The organism is Rhodococcus ruitaii, from assembly GCF_055230935.1.
Genome location: NZ_JBUYWC010000009.1, coordinates 96,008 through 120,429, shown reverse-complemented (window position 1 = coordinate 120,429; position 24,422 = coordinate 96,008). Strand labels below are relative to the sequence as shown.

The 24,422-nt window shown below is 67.1% G+C and carries 20 protein-coding genes; 8 read left to right on the top strand and 12 right to left on the bottom strand.

Annotated elements, in window-relative coordinates; all coding sequences use genetic code 11:
• Positions 1-8 precede the first annotated feature (8 nt).
• The 4 genes from ACZI8W_RS13360 to ACZI8W_RS13345 form a co-directional block, all read right to left on the bottom strand.
• A complete protein-coding gene (locus tag ACZI8W_RS13360) occupies positions 9-3,338 on the bottom strand; it encodes a hypothetical protein (protein WP_463368972.1) in 3,330 nt (1,109 codons plus the stop codon).
• Positions 3,335-4,306 (bottom strand): hypothetical protein, encoded by a 972-nt coding sequence (locus ACZI8W_RS13355; protein WP_463368971.1) that lies wholly within the window; start codon positions 4,304-4,306, stop codon positions 3,335-3,337. Before ACZI8W_RS13355 ends, ACZI8W_RS13360 begins: the two co-directional genes overlap by 4 nt.
• Before the next feature lie 16 nt (positions 4,307-4,322).
• On the bottom strand, positions 4,323-5,471 hold the full coding sequence (locus ACZI8W_RS13350) for an RNA-guided endonuclease InsQ/TnpB family protein (RefSeq protein WP_463368970.1): 1,149 nt from the start codon (positions 5,469-5,471) through the stop codon (positions 4,323-4,325).
• A gap of 193 nt (positions 5,472-5,664) precedes the next feature.
• Positions 5,665-6,573 (bottom strand): D-isomer specific 2-hydroxyacid dehydrogenase family protein, encoded by a 909-nt coding sequence (locus ACZI8W_RS13345; RefSeq protein WP_463368969.1) that lies wholly within the window; start codon positions 6,571-6,573, stop codon positions 5,665-5,667.
• 445 nt (positions 6,574-7,018) lie between these two features.
• Between ACZI8W_RS13345 and ACZI8W_RS13340 the strand changes: the two genes are divergently transcribed.
• Positions 7,019-8,581, top strand: coding sequence for a multicopper oxidase family protein (locus ACZI8W_RS13340; protein ID WP_463368968.1), 1,563 nt, complete (start codon positions 7,019-7,021; stop codon positions 8,579-8,581).
• A 269-nt stretch (positions 8,582-8,850) separates the two neighbouring features.
• Entirely contained in the window at positions 8,851-10,974 is a 2,124-nt protein-coding gene (locus tag ACZI8W_RS13335) for an MMPL family transporter (protein WP_463368967.1), read from the top strand.
• 51 nt (positions 10,975-11,025) lie between these two features.
• On the opposite strand, the gene ACZI8W_RS13330 is transcribed toward ACZI8W_RS13335, so the two are convergent.
• Positions 11,026-11,208, bottom strand: coding sequence for a hypothetical protein (locus ACZI8W_RS13330; protein WP_463368966.1), 183 nt, complete (start codon positions 11,206-11,208; stop codon positions 11,026-11,028).
• Positions 11,209-11,380: 172 nt separating this feature from the next.
• On the opposite strand from ACZI8W_RS13330, the gene ACZI8W_RS13325 reads away from it, so the two are divergent.
• Positions 11,381-12,103 (top strand): TetR/AcrR family transcriptional regulator, encoded by a 723-nt coding sequence (locus ACZI8W_RS13325; protein ID WP_463368965.1) that lies wholly within the window; start codon positions 11,381-11,383, stop codon positions 12,101-12,103.
• Positions 12,104-12,105: 2 nt separating this feature from the next.
• Here the strand turns inward: ACZI8W_RS13325 and ACZI8W_RS13320 are convergent, their stop codons facing one another.
• Both ACZI8W_RS13320 and ACZI8W_RS13315 read right to left on the bottom strand, forming a co-directional pair.
• Complete coding sequence (locus tag ACZI8W_RS13320) at positions 12,106-13,011, bottom strand: ferredoxin family protein (RefSeq protein ID WP_463368964.1); 906 nt, start codon at positions 13,009-13,011, stop codon at positions 12,106-12,108.
• Between the two features lie 52 nt (positions 13,012-13,063).
• A complete protein-coding gene (locus tag ACZI8W_RS13315) occupies positions 13,064-13,591 on the bottom strand; it encodes a hypothetical protein (protein ID WP_463368963.1) in 528 nt (175 codons plus the stop codon).
• Positions 13,592-13,719: 128 nt separating this feature from the next.
• Between ACZI8W_RS13315 and ACZI8W_RS13310 the strand changes: the two genes are divergently transcribed.
• The 3 genes from ACZI8W_RS13310 to ACZI8W_RS13300 all read left to right on the top strand — a co-directional run bounded on the left by ACZI8W_RS13310 (position 13,720) and on the right by ACZI8W_RS13300 (position 17,220).
• Positions 13,720-14,025: a hypothetical protein gene (locus tag ACZI8W_RS13310; RefSeq protein WP_463368962.1), complete on the top strand. Its 306-nt coding sequence runs from the start codon at positions 13,720-13,722 to the stop codon at positions 14,023-14,025.
• On the top strand, positions 14,022-16,448 hold the full coding sequence (locus ACZI8W_RS13305; protein WP_463368961.1) for a TPR repeat domain-containing protein: 2,427 nt from the start codon (positions 14,022-14,024) through the stop codon (positions 16,446-16,448). Before ACZI8W_RS13310 ends, ACZI8W_RS13305 begins: the two co-directional genes overlap by 4 nt.
• A 169-nt stretch (positions 16,449-16,617) precedes the next feature.
• Positions 16,618-17,220, top strand: coding sequence for a hypothetical protein (locus ACZI8W_RS13300; RefSeq protein ID WP_463368960.1), 603 nt, complete (start codon positions 16,618-16,620; stop codon positions 17,218-17,220).
• A 22-nt stretch (positions 17,221-17,242) separates the two neighbouring features.
• On the opposite strand, the gene ACZI8W_RS13295 is transcribed toward ACZI8W_RS13300, so the two are convergent.
• From ACZI8W_RS13295 to ACZI8W_RS13285, 3 genes are read right to left on the bottom strand one after another with little or no spacing between them, the layout of a single operon-like run.
• Entirely contained in the window at positions 17,243-18,004 is a 762-nt protein-coding gene (locus ACZI8W_RS13295; protein ID WP_463368959.1) for an alpha/beta fold hydrolase, read from the bottom strand.
• A 15-nt stretch (positions 18,005-18,019) separates the two neighbouring features.
• Positions 18,020-19,594 (bottom strand): DNA polymerase Y family protein, encoded by a 1,575-nt coding sequence (locus ACZI8W_RS13290; protein ID WP_463368958.1) that lies wholly within the window; start codon positions 19,592-19,594, stop codon positions 18,020-18,022.
• Positions 19,591-20,355: a hypothetical protein gene (locus tag ACZI8W_RS13285; RefSeq protein ID WP_463368957.1), complete on the bottom strand. Its 765-nt coding sequence runs from the start codon at positions 20,353-20,355 to the stop codon at positions 19,591-19,593. The genes ACZI8W_RS13290 and ACZI8W_RS13285 overlap by 4 nt, the downstream gene beginning before the upstream one ends.
• 186 nt (positions 20,356-20,541) lie before the next feature.
• Here ACZI8W_RS13285 and ACZI8W_RS13280 point away from each other — a divergent pair, with 186 nt between their 5' ends.
• Together ACZI8W_RS13280 and ACZI8W_RS13275 are read left to right on the top strand one after the other, a co-directional pair.
• Complete coding sequence (locus tag ACZI8W_RS13280) at positions 20,542-21,738, top strand: serine/threonine-protein kinase (RefSeq protein ID WP_463368956.1); 1,197 nt, start codon at positions 20,542-20,544, stop codon at positions 21,736-21,738.
• 117 nt (positions 21,739-21,855) lie between these two features.
• Positions 21,856-22,338 (top strand): KH domain-containing protein, encoded by a 483-nt coding sequence (locus tag ACZI8W_RS13275; RefSeq protein ID WP_463368955.1) that lies wholly within the window; start codon positions 21,856-21,858, stop codon positions 22,336-22,338.
• Positions 22,339-22,356: 18 nt separating this feature from the next.
• Here the strand turns inward: ACZI8W_RS13275 and ACZI8W_RS13270 are convergent, their stop codons facing one another.
• Together ACZI8W_RS13270 and ACZI8W_RS13265 are read right to left on the bottom strand one after the other, a co-directional pair.
• Positions 22,357-23,043 carry a response regulator gene (locus ACZI8W_RS13270; RefSeq protein ID WP_463368954.1) on the bottom strand — a complete coding sequence of 229 codons (687 nt, stop codon included), beginning with the start codon at positions 23,041-23,043 and terminating at the stop codon, positions 22,357-22,359.
• Positions 23,040-24,377 carry an ATP-binding protein gene (locus ACZI8W_RS13265; RefSeq protein ID WP_463368953.1) on the bottom strand — a complete coding sequence of 446 codons (1,338 nt, stop codon included), beginning with the start codon at positions 24,375-24,377 and terminating at the stop codon, positions 23,040-23,042. Before ACZI8W_RS13265 ends, ACZI8W_RS13270 begins: the two co-directional genes overlap by 4 nt.
• Between the last annotated feature and the right edge of the window lie 45 nt (positions 24,378-24,422).

The following is a 24,422-nucleotide window of genomic DNA, read 5'->3' as shown; positions in this document are numbered from 1 at the left end:
GCAGAACACTACGGAATCGTGGTGGGCGCGAGTTCGACGACGAGGGCTCTCGCCTTCGTCAGCGCAGCCGACTTGCCGGGACGCTTCGCGAGCGATGCGAGTCCGGGCCACCTCGCCGCGTCTGCGGGAATCAGCCCGCGACGCCCGGCTTCACGAAGCAGCGGTGCGTACCGCAGAGCGACGTCGAGCACCCGGTTCAGCCAGCGCGGCAACACATTGTCGGCTCCGGCCGCGTGACGGATGGATTCGACCAGGATCGGCCATACCACCGGCAGCAGCGAGGCGTCAGATTCGAGAAGGCGCATCAGGCGCGCCGGGCTGACGTCGGGTTGAGCGAGCAGCGCCCGCATCGCGACGGTCACCGAACCGGACCCGATCAGTCCGCGCCGCAGGACCGACGTCACGGCGTACAGATCCGGGGTGTCGTGGCAGGCTCCTACCAGGACGACCGCGGTCATCGACGTGGTCAGCGGTGACACACCGTAACCATGAAGGGGACCGCTCGTTCCTCCCACCCAGTTGCGGTGTTCACCGACGATCATCACCGCCGACGCGCCATCCCACCGCAACCAGACCTGCCCCTGCCCATCCACCGGAGGCGTCTCACCGGTGTACTGCACGGCGGCGCACTGCCCTTCGTGTTCGAGGTCGTAGAACCAGCCCTTCTGCACGCGAAATCGGATACCTGGACGGTCCGGGAACCCGAGGTCGACAGCCAACTGTTTCGTCGATGCCGCCGGGTCGACCCAGGTAGCGGTGATCGTCGCACCGTCGTCCACGACCGGAGCGCACCCGGATTCGGGTATCCAGCATTCCTCGAAGTCGGGCACCTCCTGCTGCACTGCCTCTTCCACTGGTTCGCGGGTCGGTACCGGAAGCTTCTCCACGAGCGCGCGGGCAGCGACGACCGCGCGAGACGACCCGCCGCGCGCCGCGAGCGCCCGGACACCGGGCAGATCGAGCACGTCGGGGTCGGCGAATCCGGCGTTGATACCGGCCTCTGCCTCGGGTAGCCACCGGCCGAGTGCCTCCACGAGATCGGCGGTTCCCGCGAGGATCCGGGACGCATGGGCACTCACGGCGACCAGGTCGGCGATCACGGGCCACAACGCCGGCAGGAGCCCTTCGGCGACGAGGTCGTCAGCGGCGCGGGCGAGAGCAGCGAGACCCGCCGGTGCGGCAGACCAGTCGAGAAGGCCGATATCGGCGGTGCCGGGGCGCAGCAGACCACGTTCCCACGCTTCGACGATCGCGGTCGCACCGTCCGCGGCGGCGGCGCGGTGGAATCCGCGTTGCGCGCCGATCATGTTGATCGCCAGACCCGGCGTCAGTGGTGTCGCGCGCCGCGCGACCTGTCGGAGCCGCAACCCGGATGCCGCGGCATCGTCGTAACCGACCGAGAGTCCGGCCGCGTCACCCCATATCGGGAACGCTGCCGGGTCGATGCTCCGATACCCGTCGTCGGCAAGACGTCGCGGAAACTGCGCGAGGGCGCCGGGAATCCGGAGTTCTGCCGCGGCCCACCGTTTCCATTCCCGGTCGTACACCAGCGCAGGCTCGGCGAGGGGGTCGTCGAGGTACGCGGCGACGACCTGGCCAGCGGTGGCGGAGAGTATCTTTCCCGCCGGCAGCCGCACCGGCACGGTGAGCCGGCGAGCCTGCGCACGGTGCTCATCGGTGGCGAGGGCGACGTCGAGGCGGGTCAGGGCGGCGAGCAGATCGGCTTCCGCGGCCACCGAGTCCGTTTCCGCGTAGGCGTCCAGCCTGGCGAGAAGGTCGTCAGGGTGGATGCGCAGGTCCACCCACGACGGGGTGGACAGCAGCACGGGTACCGCACCGAGATGCCCGACGACGGCGCCCTCGCGGGCACGCAGCACATCCCACACGGCGTCCCGGTACCACGGATCGTCGCAACCGGAACCGAGCCGGTCCGCCAATGGGTTCTTCTCACCGCGCAGCCACGACCGGACCGCGGTGAGCCCGTCGATCCAGTTCTCCTTCACCCCGTCCAGTGCGGTGCGGGCAGCACCGGGATCGTCGCGCGCGAGGCGGTTGGCGAGCGCGAGAAACCGTTCGACGTCGACATCGACGATGCCGTCGCCGCGCCGGAGCAACCGCGCCGCGGCATCTGAGACCGTCTCCACGGTCGCCTCCCCCGGTTCGAATCGCGGCACCTGCCACACGTCGGGGGTGGGTTGCCACAATCCCCGCGCCGGCGGCGGTGTCGTGTCCGGTTCCGGTGCGTCGATGTCCCAGGCGGTCAGGAGTGCAGCACCGGCGCGGGCGAGCGCCCGATCACCGTCGGCGGCGCAACCGGCGACGAGTTCGGCGACCACCGCGACGGTGTCGCCGCCCGGGCGGGGTCGCGCAGCGGCGGCGGCGAGCACGACACGGCGTGCCTTCTTCGTCGGCGCGCTCAGCGCGACGGTGAGGACGTCGACCAGCAGCCCGTCGTCGACCCTCTCGATGAGCACGGGAGCGAGCGTCTCGACGGCGAACGGGTCGCCGAATGCCATCAACGACACCATCGCATCGGCACGGTCGACGAATACCGCCGGATCAACGACGAGGTCGCGGGTGAGTAACTGCAGCCACGCTTTCCGGTCCCCCGGGCGCTGCGCGGCATCGACTGCAGCGAAGGCGAGTTCGATGACCTCGCCGCGGTCGATCCACCCGCGTTCGAGTGCGGGCACCAGGGTCGCGAGGAACGGCCCCGTGGCGGGCAATCCGACTGCAACGGCCACGCGCGCGTGTTCGGAATAGCGTTCCGCCACAACGAATTCATCTATCCAGCCGCGCTCGGCGGGAAACAGTTCCCCCTGCCCGGTAAGAGCCCCGAGCGCGTACACCGCCCAGTCCTTCAGGTATTCGACATCCTGAGGAACGGGCAACCGGTGGCGGGCGACGAGCCGGACCGCGACGCCCGCGTGCACCGACGTCGAGTGCTCCCACGCGCGATGCGACGACTTACACACCGCGTCGATGAAGCGCCGCGCGAACTCCGGCCCACGCACCGCGAGGACCTCGGTGGCCAGTTCGTCGCCGACGTGGTGTGAGGACGGCATGATCTGCGCTGCGCGGCGCGCATCCACTCCGAGCCTGATCGCGAACAGCGCAAGCGCGGATTCGTCGACGTCGATCCGGCTGATCCACCCGTAGGCACGCTCCGAGATCCGGCCGAACTCGCTCCAGCTTCCCGAGCGCAGCCCGGCGAGCGCGACACGCCGCTGCTCGTCGGCGCCGAGTGGGAGTGTCGGGACATCGTGGAGATCGGCGTCGCGCCAACCGAGGTCGGTGAAGATATCGATGGCGGTACGGAGTTCGTCGCTGATGCTCACGCGGTGACCTTCCGGTGGATCTGTACGGCCAGGACGTGTCGGCACAGTCCGCGGCGGTCGCTGTGGCGCAAGTACCAGGTGCATGTGCACCGCTCGGTGTCGGTCACGCGGTGCTCCACGGTACCGGAGCTGCCCTGGCTGCGGACCGTCCACGCGGTCGGGCCGTTCTCCGAGACCGCACCTGCATCGACGAGAGCTCGGGCCGCAACGAGCCTCGGGTTGTCTGCGTCGACCCGGTCGGGATCATCGGGCAGTTCGCGGTGGAAGTACGCGTCGTCGTGCAGATCCCAGCCGACCCGTCCCGACGATGCGAGCACCGCGAGCGCGCGGCGCACCGCGTCCCGGTCCAGAGCGGCGTCGCGCGCGAGCCGGGGAATGTCGAGAACGGGCTCGAACGCGAGCAGTGCGGAGATCGTCTCGGCGTCGTCGCGGACCGTCGGCGACGCGAGTGCCGGCAGCAACGCGCCTTCGCCGGAGTGTCCACGCCACGTCTGCTCGGTCAGTCCGAGGACGAGCCGCGCCGACCCCAGCGTGAACTCGACCGCGACCGGCCCCGTTTCTCCGGCGCCCGGCCCGTACACCGTCACGCCCTGTACGTGCGGCAACAGTCGTTTCACGGCCGCGAGTCGGTGCAGGCCGTCGATGTGGACGGCGTTGCGGGAGGGTCGGGCCGTGAGCCGCACTCCCGAGGCGCCGGGGGTGAGCCAGCCGCTGCGTCCCGTCCCGGTGGCCGGAGGTACCGACGAGAGGAACTGGCGTGCGCCGGCGGCGTCGAGAGTGAAACTGCGCCGCAGTTCGCGGTGCAACTCGGCAACATTGCCGAATGCCCGCACCCACCGGTCGGGCATCGCCACGGGCCGTTCGACGTGTGTCCGTTGAGGGTCGGACACCTTGACGTCCTCCCGGTCGTGAACGACCGGGACTCCTACCGCAGCGCTACGCGCCACCTCGGTGGGTTCCTGTTTCACTGGGACCTACCTTCCGCTAGGCGGCAGGATTTACGGTCCCTCCGCAGGCGTTTCGCCTCTCCGCCCGTCCAGCGGCGAGGATATTTCGTGCAGCATTGCGATCGCGATCGTGGACCACACCGCACGCCGCGCACTGCCACCGGCGCACCGACAGCGGCTTCGGCCCATCGAGCACCCCACACACCGAACACAGTTGCGACGACGGAAACCACCGATCCACCTTCACGAACGTCCGCCCATACCGGGCAGCTTTCTCCTCCAACAACCGGATGAACACACCCCACCCGGCATCGTGCACCGACTTCGCCAACCGCGTCCGCGCCAACCCGGTGACACACAAATCCTCGACATACACCGCTTGGTTCTCGCGGATGATCGCCGTGGAGTGCGTGTGCGCCCAATCGGCGCGGGCATCGGCCACCCTCGCGTGCGCCTTGGCAACCCTGATTCGGGCTTTGGCCCGGTTCTTGCTGCCCTTCTCCTTTCGGGACAGGCTTTGCTGCGCCTTGCGGAGCCTGCGTTCGGCGCGGCGGAAGAACCTCGGAGACTCGATCACCTTCCCGTCCGAAAGCACCGCGAACGTCGTGAGCCCGAGGTCGATCCCCACCTCCGCATCGCACTCCGGCAACGGCACATCGGTGGTCTCCACCACAAACGACGCAAAATACCGGCCCGCCGCATCCTTGATGATCGACACCGACGAGGGCTCCGACGGCAACTCCCGCGACCAGGCGACCTTCAGCTCGCCGACCTTCGCGATATACAGCGTCCGGTTCGGGCGCAGCGAGAACCCGTTGCGGGTCAGCCGGATCGACTGCCGATGGTCCTTGCGGGACCGGAACCGCGGAGCCCCGACCCTGCGGCCCTTCCGCTTCCCGGACAGCGACTCGAACCAGTTCCGGTAGGCGCGACGCGCGTCCTGGCAGGCTTGGACCAGCACCACTGACGCCACCTCGGACAGCCACACCCGCTGCGGAGTGTTCTTCGCTGCGGTGACCACCCGTTTCTGCACGTCGGTGTCCGAGAGTTTCACCCCGGCCGCATACGCGTCCTGCCGGGCGCGCAGCGCATCGTTGAACACCACCCGTGCGCATCCGAACGAGCGGGCCAGCATGTCCTGCTGACCGGGCGTCGGATACACGCGGTACTGGTATCTGAGTTGCACACCCGCACCGTACAAGCACCCACCGACAAAGGATCGACAGATCGGCTGTCCCGGCCGTGAACGACCGGGCTTGCGCCGAAGAATCCGTGATCACGGCTGGCAGTGTAGGAACAGGGTGCGACAGTGCAGTGCCGTTGCGACAGTGCAGTGCCGTTGCGACAGTGCAGTGCCGTTGCGACAGTGCAGTGCCGTCTCAGTACCCCGCGCTCGGCTCCACGCGCGCGAGGAGTTCTTCTCCCCCGATGAAGCGTCGGACGTTCTCGCGCAGGGTCGGCGCGAATGCGGCCGGCAGACCGCTGCGGGTGTTGGCGATGTGCGGCGTGATCACCACGTTGTCGAGATCCCACAGCGGGTGGCCGCCCGGCAGAGGCTCGGGATCGGTCACGTCGAGCACGGCACCGGCGATCTTCCCCGCTCGCATTGCGTCGACGAGCGCGTCGGTGTCGACGAGGTTGCCCCGTGCCACGTTGACGAGCCACGCGGTGTCCGGCATCGCCTCGAGCACAGCAGCGTCGACGAGCTGGTCTGTTTCCCCGGTTGCGGGGGCCGCGATCACGAAATGATCTGCCATCGACCATACTTCGGCGGTGCGACTCGACGGCAACGTCACCTTCGCTCCATCGACCGTGCGACCTGAGCGGTTGACGGCCACCACGTCGACGCCGAGGGCGTGCAGCCGCGGGATCATGGCCCGGCCGATCCCCCCGGCCCCCACGATCGCCACTGTCGACCCATGGAGGGTCCGCACCCGGGGGTCGATATCGTCCTTACGCCAGCTCTTCGCAGCCAGCGACGTGTGGAATTGCCGAAGCCCTACGAGCAGGCCCGCAACGGCATACTCGGCGACATTGTCGGCGTACACTCCGGACGCATTCGCCCACATACGCCGATCGTCGATCAACCCCGCCCGAAAGAACGGCTCGATACCCGCGTAGGTGAGCTGAACCCAGCGGATGCGGTCGGGCAGGTCTCGCGGGAACTCGTCGGGACCGCCGTCCCACACGAGAGCGTCCGCGACGTCGAGTTCGGCGAGCGTTCCCCCGCCGTCGGCGATCGCGGCCGCGAGGTGATCGTCTTGCCCGGGTCCGAGATGAATGCGCATGGATCGAGATTAGTGGCTCCCCGACCCGCGCGAACAGCAAGTCTCGAGTCCACAGCTACCGCAGCCCCGCACACTGGCTCACCGCCGCGACGAACACTGGCTCACCGCCGCGACGAACACGGCTTGCCCCTGGCGCACGGGCGGACGCACCGGACCGCAACGGTCGCGCAACGCCGCGCGTTGGCGGTCCGCGACGGCGGATGCAGTTTCCCCGGATGCTCGACACCCCCTGCCTGGGCAGACGCGCACGAGTGTGGACCTGTTCCGCACCCCGATACCGGGAAACCGGCCGGACCTGGTCGTCTGACCCACAATCCGATCAGCGACAGTCACCGCTACCAGGGCACCCGTGTGCCTTGGCAGCGGTGGCTGGGGCCGTTCGTTACCTGTCGGCCGTTCCCCGAGTAGTGGTTCTCCCCCATCAGGAAATCAGGTTCCACACCGGATGTGTACGCACCGGCCGACGACCAGGATTCAACATGTGAAATTACTCGGGCGGATCGTGGCGACCCTGTTCGCCGTCGGCGCGACGCTGATTCTCGGCGTGGCAGGTGCCGGACTCTACTTCTGGAATACAACCGAGATCGACACGACGGGCGAGGTGACCTTCGACCGGCCGCTGCACATTCCACCACTCGCGGAGAGCACGGTCGCCGAAGACGGCACCCGTGTGTTCGACCTGACGTTGCAGCGCGGCACCAGCGACCTCGGACACGGCCCGGACACGGAAACGTGGGGCGTGAACGGTGACTATCTCGGACCGACGCTGAGGGCGACACGCGGCGAGAACGTCCGGGTGAACGTGACGAACGAGGTCGGCGAGACGAGCACACTGCACTGGCACGGAATGCACCTTCCCGCCGCGATGGATGGTGGCCCGCACCAGACCGTCGAGCCCGGCACCACATGGTCGCCACACTGGACGATCGACCAGCCCGCCGCCACGCTCTGGTACCACCCGCACCTGCACGGCTCCACCGCATCGCATGTGTACCGCGGGCTCGCAGGCATGTTCCTGCTCGACGAACCGGACGGTCCCGCACTCCCCGACGACTACGGCGTCGACGACATCCCGGTCATCGTGCAAGACAAGAAATTCGACGGAACGCAACTCGACGAGGGTGACTCCATATTCTCCAACGTAGGGACACTCGGCGACGAAATCCTCGTCAACGGAACCCCCGGCCCGGTCCTGGACGTGACCACCGAACGTGTCCGCCTACGCCTGCTCAACGCGTCGAACGCGCGCATCTACAACTTCTCGTTCGACACCGGTCTGCCGTTCCGCCTGATCGGTACCGACGGAGGACTACTGGAAGCGCCCGCGACCCTCCGCAACCTCCAGCTCTCTCCCGGAGAGCGTGCGGAGATCGTCGTCGAGGCACCGGCGGGCACCCGCAACGTACTTCGCAGCACCCCACCTGATCTGCGTGCCGACTTCTGGCAGTCCCGTTTCTCGGGCGGCGACGACAGCCTCGACGTCCTCGAGCTGCGCGCTGCGGCTTCTCTCGAACCCAACGAATCGGTCCCGGACCGTCTGACGACGCTGGAGGATCTCGGCGAACCCACAGTCACCCGGACCTTCGACCTCACCAGCAGCACCGAGATCAACAACCTCGAAATGGACATGAACCGCATCGACGAAGTCGTCGTCGTCGGTACTACCGAGTTGTGGGAGGTCAGCAACGTCAGCGGGATGGTGCACAACTTCCACATCCACGACGTGCAGTTCCAGGTACTCGACGCGACCGGCATGCCTGCGGACCACCCGACACTGGCAGGCCGGAAGGACACGGTCTATGTGCCGCCCGGGGCAACGGTGCGATTGCTCATGCGGTTCGACGACCACACCGACCCCACTGTTCCGTACATGTATCACTGCCATCTGCTCCGGCACGAGGACGACGGCATGATGGGCCAGTTCGTGGTCGTCGGCGCCGAGGAAGTCGATCAGGTGGGCGTTCTGTCCGCCCACTCGGCTCACAGCGGCGAGGGGCACACCGGGTAGTAAGATTTGTGCCTCGTCACATGACTCGGCGCACGGAATAGATCCTCGTGCGACCGCGTTGACCCATTCGGATCGACGCGTCGCGTACGCCCCGGAGCCAATGTGAATTGCCTTCGTGGAATACCGTCCGGCTGGAACCACGTTGCGCCCCGTGCCGTGAGGCATCCGGCGCGTCGGTCCGCCTTCTTCCCGCCCCTACCGAGGACTACCCCGGTTCCGCTCGCGATTACAGTTGCCGTTCGGCAGCACCGAGCGAACCGGGAGTACGAATGAACCGTTGGGCCGAGATCGTCGTCACGAGAAGCCGGTGGGTCCTCGCCGCCGTCCTGCTCGTGGTACTCGCCGCCGGCGTCTGGGGCGTGGGTGTGTTCGGCAAGCTGTCGAGTTCCGGCTACTACGTCGCCGACAGCGAAGCCATGCAGGCCCAACAGATCATCTACGACACGTTCGGGTCGCAGACTGCGGACATCGTCGCGATGTACACCGCACCCGAGGGCAGCACCGTCGACGACATCCGGCCCGACATCGAGCAGACACTCGCTGCCTTCGACGAGCAGTACCCGTCCGAGGCCATCACGACCTACTGGACGGCGCCACCACCGACGAATCAACTGTTGCTCTCGACAGATCAACGCAGTGTGGGGGCAACCATCACGCTCGGCACGAACTCGGGGGTGACGGCGGCCGACTTCCAGTCGGCCCTCGACGCGCTCGAGGTGCCCGGGGTCGAGTCGCAGTTCGCAGGCAACACAGTCGTCTCCATCGAATTCACCCACACCCTCGAACGAGATCTCATCAAGGCCGAGGCCATTGCCATCCCGGTGACTCTCGTCCTGCTCGTCTTCATCTTCGGCGGAGTGGTAGCCGCGGCCGTCCCGGTCTTCGTCGGTGTGCTGGCCATCTTCTCTTCCCTCGCGACGCTGCGCCTGCTGTCGACGGTCACCGAGGTGTCGTCGTACGCGCTCAACATCACGTCGCTGATCGGTCTGGGTCTGGCGATCGACTACGGCCTGTTCATCGTCAGCCGCTACCGCGAGGAACTCGCATCGGGATCGGACCCGGCCGCGGCGACGAAACGAACGATGCTGACTGCGGGTCGCACCGTGATGTTCTCGGCGGCTCTGCTCATCTGCGCGTTCGCGGGCATGCTCGTGTTCCCGCAGGCGGTGCTGCGGTCGCTCGGCCTCGGAGCGATGGCCTCGGTGTTCAGCGCGGCCGTTCTGTCGCTGACCGCGGTGCCGGCCGTATTGGCGCTCCTCGGGCACCGCATCAACGCGTGGACCTGGGATCGGGAGGCCTCGACGCGCAGCGAGGCCCGTGCGCGCAAGTTCTGGGGCGGTGTCGTACGCAAGGTCATGAAGCGGCCTGCCCTCATTGCGATCACCATCACCGCGGGCCTGCTGTTGCTCGCCACCCCGGTCTTCCAGGCACAGTTCGGGGAGGTCGAATACACCGCGTTGCCCGAGGACAGTGCCGCGCGCGCAGCCACCCAGACGCTCCTCGACGACTTCCCGAGCAGCGGTAACGGGCCGACGCTCGTCCTGCGTGACGAGGGCGGTCAGGTCGCCGACCCCGATGCCATCCGTGCGGTGTCGCGTGAAGTCGCCGGTATCGAAGGGATCTCCCAGGTTGTCACCGTCGGACAGCAGGACGACGTCGCCGTGGTGCAGGCCGTCTACGGACACGGCGTGGACGGCACCGACCGAGCCAGCGAGATCACCGACGAACTGCGGTCGATCCCCGTCCCGGACGGTACGGAACTTCTCGTCGGCGGGAGCCGGGCACTGGTCGACGATGCCAATACCGCGGTCTCCGACGCACTGCCGTGGATGGTCCTGATCATGGTGGTCTCGACCCTGATCCTGCTGTTCCTCGCGTTCGGGTCGGTGGTGCTGCCGATCAAGGCGGTGCTGATGGCGGGCTTGAGTCTCGCCGCGACCTTCGGCGTGCTCACCTGGGTGTTCCAACTCGGGCACGGAGCGGCACTGCTCGGTGTGGTACCCAGCGAACTGGAGCCGACATTCGTCGTGCTGATCCTCGCGGTGGTGTTCGGCCTGTCCACCGACTACGAGGTGTTCCTGATCTCGCGCATGGTCGAAGCGCGCGCGGCCGGAGCGACGACAGTCGAAGCCGTCGAGTACGGCATCGCGCGCACCGGGCGTGTGGTCACCTCCGCGGCGTTACTGCTGATCGTGGTGACCGGCGCGTTCACCATCTCGGGATTGTCGATCATGAAGTTCCTCGGGGTCGGCATGATCATTGCCCTGGTCATCGATGCGACCGTCGTGCGGATGCTGCTGGTTCCATCGCTGATCAAACTCATGGGTGAGGCCAACTGGTGGGCTCCGCAGTGGATGAAGAAGCTCCACGAGAAGGTCGGGCTCGGTCACTGACAAACCTGATGCGCTATCACCGGCCTGAAGGCCGGAGCCTGCGCGCTCCGGTCACTGCAGTGCGTAGTCGGGCACGCTGTCGTCGGTGGCGAACAGATCGGTCATGCGCATCATCGTGCGGAAGAGCGTCCGGTTGGCGAAGGTGAGGTCGCGCAGGCGAATCCGCAGCTGCGAGGGAGGAGCCAGGAACGGGCCGGCACTACCGCGACGCGCCACCGCGGTCAGTGACCGCATCCGCTGGTCGTATGCGGCGAATGCGGCCGTGTGGTCGCCAGCGCGGGTCCGGCGATGCTCGCTCCGGAGATCAGCACCTTGTGTGAGGACATGACACTCCTTAATTGCGTCTTATAGACGCTTTTAAAAATAGCGTACGGTAGACGCAGTTTCAAGGCTCGACGGGAGGAACATGTCCGAGGCAACGCCCGAGCCGGGGAGCGCGGCGTCCCTGGCAGAGACCCTCTGGCCCGACCCTCCGCGCGCCAAACGCGGCCCGAAACCCCGCCTGACCCGCGACGAGCTCGTCTCCGCCGCAGCCGCGACCGCCGACACCGACGGGATCGATGCCGTCACGATGCAGCGGGTCGCCGACGCACTCGGCGTCGCGAAGATGAGCCTGTACCGGTACGTACCGGGCAAGACCGAACTCGTCGCACTCGCCCTCGACCACGCCCTCGGCAACCCGCCCGCGCTTCGATCCGGCTCATGGCGCGACCGACTCCGCGGGTGGGCGATCGCGCTACACCAGCGTATGAGCGCCCACCAGTGGTCGCTCGAGATCACCGTCGGCACGCGCATCCCCGGTCCACACGAACTCGCCTGGTTCGAAGAAGGACTCCTGGCATTGCGGGAAACACCGCTGGACGGATCGCAACGTCTCGACGTCCTCGCCATGCTCACCTTCCACGTACGTGGAAGCGCGCAGCAGAGATCGGGTAGCGACCGGCCCGAGGCCGAACTCGCCGAACTTATCGGACCCGTGCTCGCCACCCACAGCGACCGGTTCCCCGAAACCGCGGCGGCGTTCGCGGATCCCGCCGGCAGGGCGCGACGCGACGACGCATTCTCGTTCGGTCTCGACCGGATCCTCGACGGTGTCGCGACACTGGCCGCCGAGTCACCCTCTCGATAGAGTTACAGGGCAGTTACTTTCGTGGCGACCACCGGACGCACGGGTTTGGGCGCGGCTCCACAACTCACGGGCCGCGCGGCAAGCTCCCGGGTCTCGACATCGACCCTCCAGGCCCGACCGTCGCGGTGTCGTACCAGCGGCTCCGTGCCGGTCTCATCGACGGTGAAGGCATCCATCGAGTGGTCTCCGACAACGTCACGGACCGCGAGTTCGGCAACCTGGCCCGCCGCTCCCCATGTGCTGCGGCCACGCGCGCCGGGTACATAGACCTCACCGCGTACCGCCGCGCGCACCGCCTCGACGCTCTGCGCCGCGTCGAGGCGACCATACGAGTATCCAGTGGGCAGCACGATCATCGACGGCGCGAACCGGTGCCCTCCGGTGTGCGAGCACTCCCACACCGAGTCCGAGGCATGGTTCTCGCTGCTACCGAGGGTGAGTTCCGCCTGTAGCGCCGCCGCGATCGGGCGCCCGAGGACGGCACAACACCGGTCGCGCTTGCCGTGCGCGCAGACGAGCACGGTCGGGCCGGAGACCGCCTCCCCCAGGCCCGGAGGGGCTCCGGCCACCACGGGCGTCACGATGTCGAGCAGCTCCGCCGGGTCGGTGATCTCGAGGCGTTCACACCACACGTTGCCCGGCTCGGTTCGCGCGAGGAGCACGGTCTTCACCGGGCGTGGAAGGTCGCGGCCCGGACGCCGGATGAGCATGATCCGCACCCCCGCCGCATCCGCGCGGGCCGAGAGTTCACTCGACAACTCCGCGCCGAGCGCGGTGCCGTCGAGTACGTCGCGGCCCCAGGCAGACGGGAACTCCAGGCATACATATCCGGGGGCTGTCGCGGTGGTGCCGGGCAGCGGTTCGTCGACGGCGGACAGCGCCGAGCAGGTGGGTGCAGCGGTGGTCACGTCGCCATTGTGTCTCGGCCGGAGCCTCGAAGAAAGTCGGCCAGCGACGGTGTCAGCGCTTGCGCCGCAGTCGTCTGACCCCCGCCTGCGTCCACATCCGGAGGAAGCCCTGGGACAGATAGGCGAGGCAGCCGACGGCGAGCGCCCACTTGGTGACGCTGATCGTGGATGCGGCGCGCACCGTGTCGTCGGTGATCTTGTCGCGGTGGTCGAGCAGGTACAGGCCGGTGGCGTTCTCCGCGTAGTCGCCCGCCGCGGCGATCACGGGTGCGGTGAGCAGGATTCTGCGCACGACCGGCGACAGCGGCCGATGCGCGTCGAGTGCGCGCGCACCGGCTCGCAATGCCACCGCGAAGGTCAGTGGGTGGAACATGTCCCAGTAGTAGTGCTCCCGATAGCGGGAGAGCTCGGCGGGTCCGAGATTGTCGAGGATCTTCCGGTACTTCGACGCCGAGAACGTCGTCTGCACCGTGCCGACGGTCAGTGCGGTGGAACCGAGGACACGGGCAATGTTCGCCTGCGAGACGACGAACAGAGCGGAGGTCGCGAGAAGCTTCCGGTCGGGCGAAGACAAGGGCATGACCCGATCGTATGCCAGTCCAGTCCGAGGCGAGAGCCCGAAGAAATGGCCGCGAGGGACCGTCTCATGAAAGACCGGCGGAGGACGTGCGCTATCGTGTTCGCACTATCAACGGCCCGGGGGGGACGATGGACGACACCATCAGAGCCGACATCGACGAGATGCGTGTGGTATCTCAATCTTTCGATTCGAATGCGGAGGCTGTCAGCGGCATCGACACACGCAGAGTCGTCGCGGGAGCGGCCGACGGATTCACCGGTGGCGCGGCCGTCGTGACGGCGCTCGGTTCGGCCGAGGCGGCGATGCGGCGCGCGATCTCGCTGATCGCCGACCGCGCGTGGTCGTTGGCCGATACCCTCGATCGCGTCGGTGCAGATTACGAGCACACCGACGCATACTTGGCCGCGGAACTCGCCGCGGCCGTTCCGGAGTGATCCCACAGATCGGGCATGTCCGGCACTGGGCCCCTTCCGTGCTCACCGACTGCGCGAACGCCGTCGACGACGCGGCCACCGGCCTCGACACCGCCCGCACCCGACTCTCCGGATCGGCGTCGACGCTCTGGCACCACTGGGAGGGTCGGGCAGCCGAGGCATGCGAACACCACCTCGACCGCGAACAGCGGTACATCGGCATCGTGATCGGGGAATTCGAAGCACTGGCCGCGCTGGTCCGCAGAGCAGAAGAGTCGCTGTCATGGATGCTCCGCACCGTCCACAACGCGATCGCCGATGCCGAACGTGCCGGTTTCACTGTCGACGACTCCGGTGTGGTCACCGGAAAGGGTGCCGATCCGGAGCCCGGTGAGCGCACCGCCGCAGAGCACTCCGACGCGATCCGCACCCACCTCGTCGGTCTCGAAGAGATCGACGACCACTACGCCGCGCTGATCGTTCAGGCGGTCTCCGAACTGATAGACGTGACACCACGAGCTGCCACATTCTCACCGGACGAAGCGGCGCACGATTGGAAGATGTTCGACGACGGCGAGCTCACGGACGAGGAGGTCGGCCGCCTGTTGTCCAATCTGACGGCCGCGGGACTCGACCCTTCGGCCCTCGCCGACCTTGCGGCAGGGAAGGATATCCGCACACTCCCTGCTGGAGCGGTCCAGTACCTCGAAGACCTGTATCGCGAGGGTGGTGTCGACGGATTCCTGGCCCTCAATCGCGCCCTCATGGATGACGGTGGGCCGCAGGCGGTGGCCGCCGCTGAAGCCTTGAGCTCGGGTGTTCTGATCGTGTCGCACGAGCAGGTCTTCGACGCGGGCGGCGCACAAGGCGACTGGGAGCGACTCCCGGAGGATGTGCGAGCGCTGACCCAGCTCGGACCATCGACACCCGCCGCCGCGACACTCGGCGAGTTCCTCGAATCCGTGTCGCCGTTCGAACGCGAACGACTCGAATCCGTACCCGGTGCCGCCGCGGCCGCACACGCCGAACACCTTCTGGACCCCGACGGCACCTATGTCCGACGGGTGACGCAGCAGAACGATTTCTGGGCGGCCGTCGCGGCGTCGGAGGCGGTACCCGGATCACGCCTCGGCGTCGAACTCGTCCAGGCGTCCTCCACACAGGTGGGTCTGTTCGATGCGTCGGACCACACTCCCTTCGCGTCCACGGCACGATCAGTGCCGGCCGGCCTCGGCGAACCCCTGCTCGATGTGGCCACCCGCAACAATGAGGTCAACACACGTATCCTCACCGGGGACCTCGACGGCGACGGCACCGCCGACACGCAACGCGATGGCATCCTGACCCCGTTGTTCACCCACGACTGGGAGGACGACGGCGCGGCACTCGGCCGGATGACATCGTGGATGACGGATGGGTCCATCGGTGCCACCGACCCGGATGACGCCGACGCGGTCGCACGGCGAGACCAGGCCGACCGTGCCGCGCTCGGACTGGCACAGTACATCTCGCACGCCGAGAATTACGAGCGGCTCATGGATGTCCACGGTTCCGACACGTCCGATCTGGGCGAGACGAACCCGGCCCTGCTTCACGCCATGAGCAGCGGTCTTGTCGGCTACATTCCGCATCTCGCCGGGATCGATACGGACAGCAGCGAATGGACCTTGCGCGCGGTCGAATCCAGTGACGACGGAGACAAGCGGTTCGACCACGCACAGCGCGTCTTCGCACTGATGTCGACCGGAGCCGATGCGAACACGACGTTCATGGGTGGTGCGTTGACGTTCCAGGAGGCATACGACCGGGAGTTCGTGCGCAGCCTCGTCGAACCCGACAAGTACGGCATCGTTTCACCGAACACCGCCGCGGCCGGGAACACCGCCCACATCCAGGCTCTGATCGACACCGGCATCTACAATGCTGCCCTCGAACAGACCCGCGACCAAGAGAACATCCAGAACCTCGTCGCGGAACGCCGCACTCAGGCATACGACACCGGCTACACGATGATGCGCAACACGATCGCATCGTTCGTTCCCGCGAACTTTACAGCCGGCCTGGCGATGGACATGCTGAGTCCGATGGTGCGGGACCACTTCACGATTCCCGAAACCCCCACAGAGAACAGTGCATTCACACTGAACGACTCGACGATATCCGCGGAGAACGATATGAGGATTGCGCGCTATCTCGTCGAAACAGATGGAAGTCCTTCACATCCGTCCGCAGTCGAGAATCTCACCGCAGTGGGGATCCTTCCTGTCGACGGAACACAGGCGAGAGAATATACCGATCCTCTCAGTCACCCCGCTCAGGAAGTTCGGAAGATGATCACAACGGCACTGACTGCCGAATACGGCACCGACTATTCGGACAATTACAATGAGGAATATTTCATCAGCTACCGCGATGTTGCGCCCACCGTGAACTTCGTCCGGTAATTTCCACATGACTCGGATCGTGAGAAATGTGTTTACCTGCGCCGTCCTCCTTTGTGTGGGATGCGCCCCGGTCAAACCCCCTCCAGGGATTCCCCCGAACCCCCCCGACTCTGCAATTTCCGAGGCACAGAGCCTCGCGCATCGATGGACCGCCGACCCCGGATTCAGTTTGGAATCCCCTGAGATCCAGGCCGTCCGCGCGTTCCAGGAGTCGGAGGACTTCTACTACAGCTCAGGAAGCACCTATTCCACATATCCCGGCTTCATCGACACCGCGCCGTACAATGTGCCTGAGACTACGCAGGCATTCCCCCGAACCGGCACGATCCGGAACCATGTCATCGACGTCAGGACGCTCACCGACCGGATGGGGCGCGACACGACCCGCGCCGTCTTTTGCGAAGATCGTTCGGGTACTGCCGAACCCACGAACAATACATGGACCGTGCGAGATCCGGGCAGCAGCGTAGTGGTTATCGCGGTAACCCGAACCGCCCCTTCGAACGCCGTACCCATACTCGATTTCAATGCGAGAACTGCCCATCCGAATTGGAATGTGCTGAAAGGGTGGACCATCGAACAATCTGTCGATTTCGACGACTGGTTCTTCGATACCCGCAATCCGATCGACCGACAGTTGGTCGACTACTGCACAGACGTGTTCCAACGGTCCGAACCTCTCACCTTCCCTGGTGACGTCCTCACCACCGCGCCAGAGGTCGAGCCCTTCACCCCGGGCTGGCCGACCGCCCTCGACAGCACCACCGAATGAGCAGACCGACACACCCGGATGGTCAGTCGGCGAGAAAGGGCAGCACCGTTGCCGCGAATTCTCCCGACCGATCGCGATGGATACTGTGTCCGCACGGAATCTCCCGCACCACACCGTCCGGAAGCAGCGACAGCGCGTCGGTGAGCAGGCGCGGGTCGACCATGCTTCCGCGTCGCACGCCGCGCAGCAGCATCGTCGGAGACTTCAGCAACGGAAGTTGTTCCCACCAGTCCGGATTCGGGGTGTGGAACTCGGATACCACCGACTCGGTCATCGATCGGTCGAACGTGAACACCGCCCGCGGGTTGAGCACCATACTGGTCGCGGCATGCCACAGTTCAGCGGGAGTGGGCCGGTGCGCAGGAATCTCGGGAACCGGATCACCCTCGCGCAACGGCAACGGCGCCTCCTCCAGAACAAGCCGTCGCACCAATCCGGACTGCTGCTGCGCCACCAGCGAACCGGTGTGCCCACCGAGGGAATGGCCCACCAGATCCACCGTGTCGAAACCCAGGTGCTCACACAGCCCGGCGACATCGGCGGCGAACTCCGAGAACCGGTACGACGACGCGCGAGCACTGCGGCCGTGCCCGCGCAGATCCACTGCGACGACTCTGCGCCCAGCAGCAGTGAGCCGCCGAGTGAACCTGTCCCAGGTTCGTCCGTCACCGCCCATGCCGTGCACCAGCACCACCGGAACCCCCCTGCCGCCTCCGTGAGGTTCCGATTGCCGGTAGGCGATCGCAACACCGTTCGGCGTTGAGGTGTGCACAGACGTCTCCACAACCGAACAGGGTAGTCAGTCGTAGATGCCTTCGACCGTCCATCCCTCGGCTCCGCGGACGATCAGCAGGGCCCGCCCCCCGTCGAGCAGCACCTGCAGTCGTGCGATGTCGCGGGCAGCCTCGGGGTCCCACCAATATTCGTCCACCGGCCAGGGCCCCGCCCATCCTGTCACCTGCCAGCTGCGACTTCCCCATCGCAACTGCGCCGGCCGACCGCTGAGCAGACCCCGCTCGGTGATCGTCACCTCCTCGCCCACGTCGTCGTCCACCGCGATCGGCGGCGGTACGCGCATCACCAAGGCCGGAGCCGGTGGCGGTAGCCGTCCCGGCCAGGGCGCATCCGGATCCGACGACGGTACCGCCGCCTCCCCCACCGGGACGAGCGTGATTCGTTCGGTGGGACCGCGCCCACCGCTGAGCGCTCCCACTCTGACTGCGTCACCTCCGAGCAGACCCTGCACCCGGGCCAGCGCCCGTCGTGCCCGTTCGTCCTCGTCACCGACGCCGCCCCACAGACCCAGCTGCAAGGCGCCGGACGTCACCACCTCCACGGGCTCGAGACGCAGCATCGTGACCCCGGCGGTGGGGCGGTCGGCGCTGCGTCCGGTGAGCCAGCCGTCGAGTTGCCACCGCACTCGGTCTGCGGTCCCCTCGGGTGTCAGCGGTTCGGCACAGCGCCACGTCCTCGCCAGTTCCTCTCCGTTGCCGGTGCGGGCAGAGACGAGCAGCCGTGTGCACGCCACACCGGCCGCACCAAGGCGGGTGTGCAGCAGTTCGGCAAGCATCCGGCCGATGAACGCCGCCGTGTCCACACGCTCGACAGGAGGGTCGCATGCGTGTGCCACGGTGAGATCGGGGGGAACCGCACGCCCCGACGGCGGGCGTTCGGGTAGTCCACGTGCACTCCGGTGCGCCGCCACTGCGTCGGCACCGAACCTCGACGCCACATCGGAGACGGACAGCGCCGCGAAGGCGCCGATCGTGCGTACCCCGAGCCTACGAAGCAGATCCACCAGCTCGGCTCGTTCCGGAGCAGCGAGCGCCGGTTCCACCGACAACTGGGAGATCGGCAGCGGAGCGAGGAACTCGGGGCCGGCTCCGCTCGGCACCGACACTGCCCGACGCGCGGCGAGCACCGCGGTGGACAGTTCGTCGGCGATACCCACCTGGCATTCCACTCCGACCGACGCGACCTCGTCGACGAGACGTTCGGCGGCGGCCTCCTCCGATCCGAACCATCGCACGACACCGCGCGCCGCGAGAACCACGAGACCCGGACGCAATACCTCGACGCCGGGGGCGGCCGCATCGATCGCCGCGACCACCGGTTCGAAGAGTCGCGCATCCCGATCCGGATCATACTGTGCCACATGAAGTTCAGGGCATCTCCCTTGAGCTTCACGACGCACCGAGCCTCGTACCACACCGGCAGCCCGGGCCGATTCCGAACATGCGACCACCCGATTCGCGGACACCACCGCACTCGGCGTGGTGGCAGGAATGTTCGCTGCGGCAGCCGCGGCTACTGCGGGCCAGTCCGGACACCACACCGCCACGACACGCGACGTCGAACGATCACGCCTCGTCACCGGGCCACCTCGAGATTCGACACGACGTCTGTGTGCCGTCGCTCACCGGATGCCCACCGCACGCCGCCGGGTTCGGCACAGACATCGATGCGCGCGGTCCGGGGAACGACGGCGCGCCCCAGGGCCCGCACCGACAATCGGGTACCGCACAGCCGCGCCCGTCCGGGGCCTGTCAACCCCTCGTAACCGCTCACCTGCGCTTCGAGACGCAGCTGCGCGCCGTCCCAGCGGCCGTCGGTGACTACCAGGACCGCGCCTTTACTCCGGACACGAGCAGCGACGACGCGGGTCCGCGACGGCGGAACCGACATTCCTCCGAGACCGAGCACCACCAGGTCCAGCCCGTCGAGCAGTATCGCCGCGACCTCCACCGGGTCGGGCCCTGGATCGGGGATCACTGCCACCCGGCTCAGCTGCGCCCCCATCTCCGCTGCCGCAAGTAGCCCGAGTCGCCGATGGCCGATGACGGCGGCGTGCCCACCCGCCGCGGTCACCGCTGCCACCATGCCCAGCAGCAACGATGCCGACCCCGACACCGACACCACGGTGCCGCGGACCAATCCTCTACGCGGAAGCAACTCGGCGAGAGGCCCCGGCACCGGAAGCAACCGCTCGACCGGACTGTGTGCCGAAACGGGCGCGGAGACTTCCCCTTTCGCAGGAACAGCGGAAATGCGGCGCCTCAACGCCTCGATCCGTTCCGCTCGACTCGGTTGCCCACTACTGCCGACCGCATCTTCACCCACGTGCACCCCTGTCATCCGCCAGTCGCATTCGTCCACGACCTGCCGACCACGGGGAAGACGTGGCCCAGCCAGAATTGAGTTCGAACGTATTTTCGAACCGCTCTCAGTAGACCCGATACCGGCATCTGCCGTCAAGTGATCACGCACACCTGGATCAGTCGACCCGCCGAGACTTCCGCCCGGATCGATTACCCTCGTGAGGTGGCAGAACGGGAACGCGAGGGAAGGGTCGTCGGTCCGGATCACCTGGTGGCCGGGCGTTATCGACTCGATTCCAAGCTCGGTGGCGGAGGCATGGGCGCCGTATGGCTCGCCCGCGACAACCGACTCGGACGGAATGTGGCCGTCAAACAGGTGATCTCCACCGCAGATCTCGACCCTGCCGCCGCCGAAGAGATCCGCCGACGTGCACTCCGCGAGGGCCGGGTCGCTGCCCAGCTCACCCACGAGCACGCGATCTCCATGTACGACGTCGCGCTCCACTACGGCGAACCGTGGCTGGTCATGGAGCATCTGCCGTCCCGCAGCCTCGCTCAGGTCATGAACGCGATCGACACCCTGCCGCCATACGTGGTCGCGCAGATCGGCGCCGACGTCGCCGATGCCCTCACAGCCGCCCACGAGGCCGGCATCGTGCATCGCGACGTCAAGCCCGGCAACATCCTCATCGCCGAACGCGGCAACGCCGCAGGCGTCGTGAAGATCAGCGACTTCGGTATCGCCCGTGCCAAAGGCGACAACGATCCGTCCAGCGTGATCATCGGCACGCCCGCATACTTCGCGCCCGAGGTCGCGCGGGGCGCCGATCCCACCGAAGCCAGCGACGTATTCTCCCTCGGTGCCACCCTCTACACCGCAATCGAGGGGCAGCCGCCGTTCGGCTACGAAGCGGACTCGATCGCGCTACTGCACCGTGTCGCCCGCGCCGAGATCATCCCGCCCACCAGGACCGGACTCCTCACCGACACCCTGCTCACCATGCTCGAACCCGACCCCGCACGGCGGCCGACCATGACCGAGGCACGTAATCGCCTCACCGAGGTGGTGCTCGGCCCCGGAGGAGACCCAGCCGTGCTCCGCGGCCGGCCCATCGTGTCCCAGGACGGCACCGTTCCCTCCTGGGCGCAACGGTCGACCCCGGTCGACGACCAGGCACGTCCCCGCAGTTCGTTCATGGATCAGCCCCTGACCATTCCCGCGACACCGCGGACCGGAAACACCGGCTCACCCGCGTCGTGGGTGACCGGTGCACTCGACCGCTTGAGACCCAAGGGCGACCTCCCGGAATCGACGCAGGAGAAGGTCCTCGCGTACGCACCGATGGCAATGGCGGTGATGGCTGCGATCATCCTGGTCGCACTCGTCGTCGCGCTCGTCATCGCATTCCTCGTGGCCTGACACCGCACACTGTCGGGTCACCCGACCCCGCACACTGTCGGATCACCCGACCCCGCATACTGTCGGTACCGTGTGCCATTCTCCGTCTCGCCCAGAGCTACCGCACCGAGGAGACTCATGACCACGCCCGACCCGACCATGGCCGCCATCACCGACGCCGTCACCGCGGGCCGTTCCGGCGACACCGCCGCCGCACGACTCCGCCTCGAAAATCTGTGGGACGAGATCGGACCCGGCGGCGACGCTCTGCACCGATGCACTCTCGCGCACTTCCTCGCCGACCTGTACGACGATGCCGCAACATCCCTCATGTGGGACACCCGCGCGCTCGAGGCCGCCGACTCTCTCGACGACACCCGGGTGCAGCAAGAGCACGCGTCGCTGCAGATCCGCGGGTTCTACCCGTCGCTGCATCTCAATCTCGCCGACGATCACCGTCGCCTGGGTGATTTCGGTGCCGCCACCGAACACCTCACCGCGGCACGGATCTACGTCGATGCACTCACCGATGACGGGTACGGTGCCACGGTCCTGTCCGGTATCGACAACGTGACCCGGGCGATCGCGGCGAGGAGCACCGAACGGCTCGTCACGCACTGAACAGCGCCCCCGGCCGCGTCAGTCGATACGCCGCCGATGCGCCCACCTGGTGAGCGCATTGCGGTTGGACTGCTGCGTCTTACGCAGCACATTCGACGCGTGCGTCTCGACGGTCTTCACCGAGATCACGAGTTCCTCGGCGATTTCACGGTACGTGTATCCGCGGGCGAGCAGTCGCAGCACCTCGAGCTCGCGCGGTGTCAACGAATCGAGTTCCGGGTCGAGTGGGGGCTCGGGTGCGGTGGACCTACCGGTGAACGAATCCAGCACGAACCCCGCAAGCCGAGGGCTGAACACCGCGTCTCCTCCGGCCACCCGACGTACGGCGTCGGCGAGATCCGGCCCGGAAATCGTCTTGGTGACGTAGCCACGGGCACCCGCCCTGATCACCGCAATGACATCCTCTGCGGCATCGGACACGCTCAGCGCCAAGCACACCGAACCCGAATCGATGCGGCCGAGCACCGCGACACCACCCCCGTCGGGCATGTGCACGTCGAGCAGCACCACATCCGGCTTCATCGAGTCGATCCCCGCAACTGCCTCCGCGACGCCGCCGGCTTCGCCGACGATCTCCATGTCCTGCTCGCGTCCCAGCTCGGCCCGGACGCCGGACCTGAACACCGCGTGGTCGTCGACGAGAAAAACCCGGAAACGCCGGGTCGATTCGGAGATCTCGGACGGGGTCGCCGGGGTCGAACTCACTGGGGCTGCTCCTCGTGGTGGGGCTGTGTCACCTCCCACTCTAGGGTCGTTCCCCCCGCACCTTCCTCTTGCGGGGTCGTCTCGTCGGCGTGTCCCCTACCGGAACGTGGCATGTGGATGCGGATCTCCGTGCCCTTCCCCAGCGCGGTCTTGACCACGGTGCGCCCGCCGCGTCGTTCGATGCGGGCGGTGATCGATCGTGCCAGGCCCTGCCGGTCTTCCGGTACGGTGTCCGGGTCGAAGCCGACACCGCGATCGCGGACGAACACGCTGATCTCGTGAGGTTCGACCTCTGCGAACAGGTCGATGTTGTCGACCTGCGCGTGCTTCGCAGCGTTGACCAGTGCCTCCCGGGTGGCACCGAGGACCGCGGTGAGCGCTTCGGCCGATACGTCCTCGTCATCGGGGGCCACGTCACCGACGATCACGGGAGCCACGGACACACCTCGTTGGTCTTCCACTTCCCCGGCGATGGTGCGCAATGCTTCCGCCAGAGACGTGCGGGGAGTTTCGTCGCCTCCGAAGAGCCAACGCCGCAGTTCGCGTTCCTGACTGCGCGCAAGCCGCACGACCTCCTGCGGACTGTTCGCCTGTTTCTGGATCAGCGCCAACGTCTGCAACACCGAATCGTGTAGGTGCGAGGCGATCTCGTCGCGCTCCTCGGTGCGGACCCGCGCCGCACGCTCGGTCTCCAGCGCCCGCCACATACGAATCCACAACGGCACGGACAGCAGCGCAGCCCCCACCAAAGTGACGATGACGGCAAGCAACGACGACCGCAACGCCTCGACGTCCACCTGAGCGAGGACCACCACGCCGAGACCGGTGACCACGAGGGTGAGCCCTCCGAGGACTCGCGCCCACGTGAGTACGGTCGGTTTGGCAGGCAGACCGAACACCGAGCGGGGACCTTCGGCATCGAATTCCCGCCAGATGAGGGCGGCCCCCACCGACACGACGACGATCGGCGCAATGGCCGAGGCCGCGCCTCCGCTGAACAGCCATGACAATCCGATGGCGAGTGCGATACCCATGACCGCAAGTCCCACGGCGCGACGCCGTTCGGTTCCGGAAGGCCGATCCGTGTCCGCTCCGGGCGGAACGAATATCCACAGCAGCCCGTAGGCGACGACACCCAGCCCACCGAGGGCGGCAAGCACCGTGAACGCAACACGTACCTTGGTGACGTCGATGTCGAGATGGTCGGCGAGTCCGCCCGCGACCCCACCGACGACTCGACCGCCGACCCTCCGCTGGAGGCGGCCGACGGGCACGGGTAATCCGGATACAAGGTCCACACATCGATACTGACACGGCGTGCCGGTCCGCGGCATCGGGGAACGACCCTGAGGTCGGGCCTCCCGCCAGGACCACGAAAT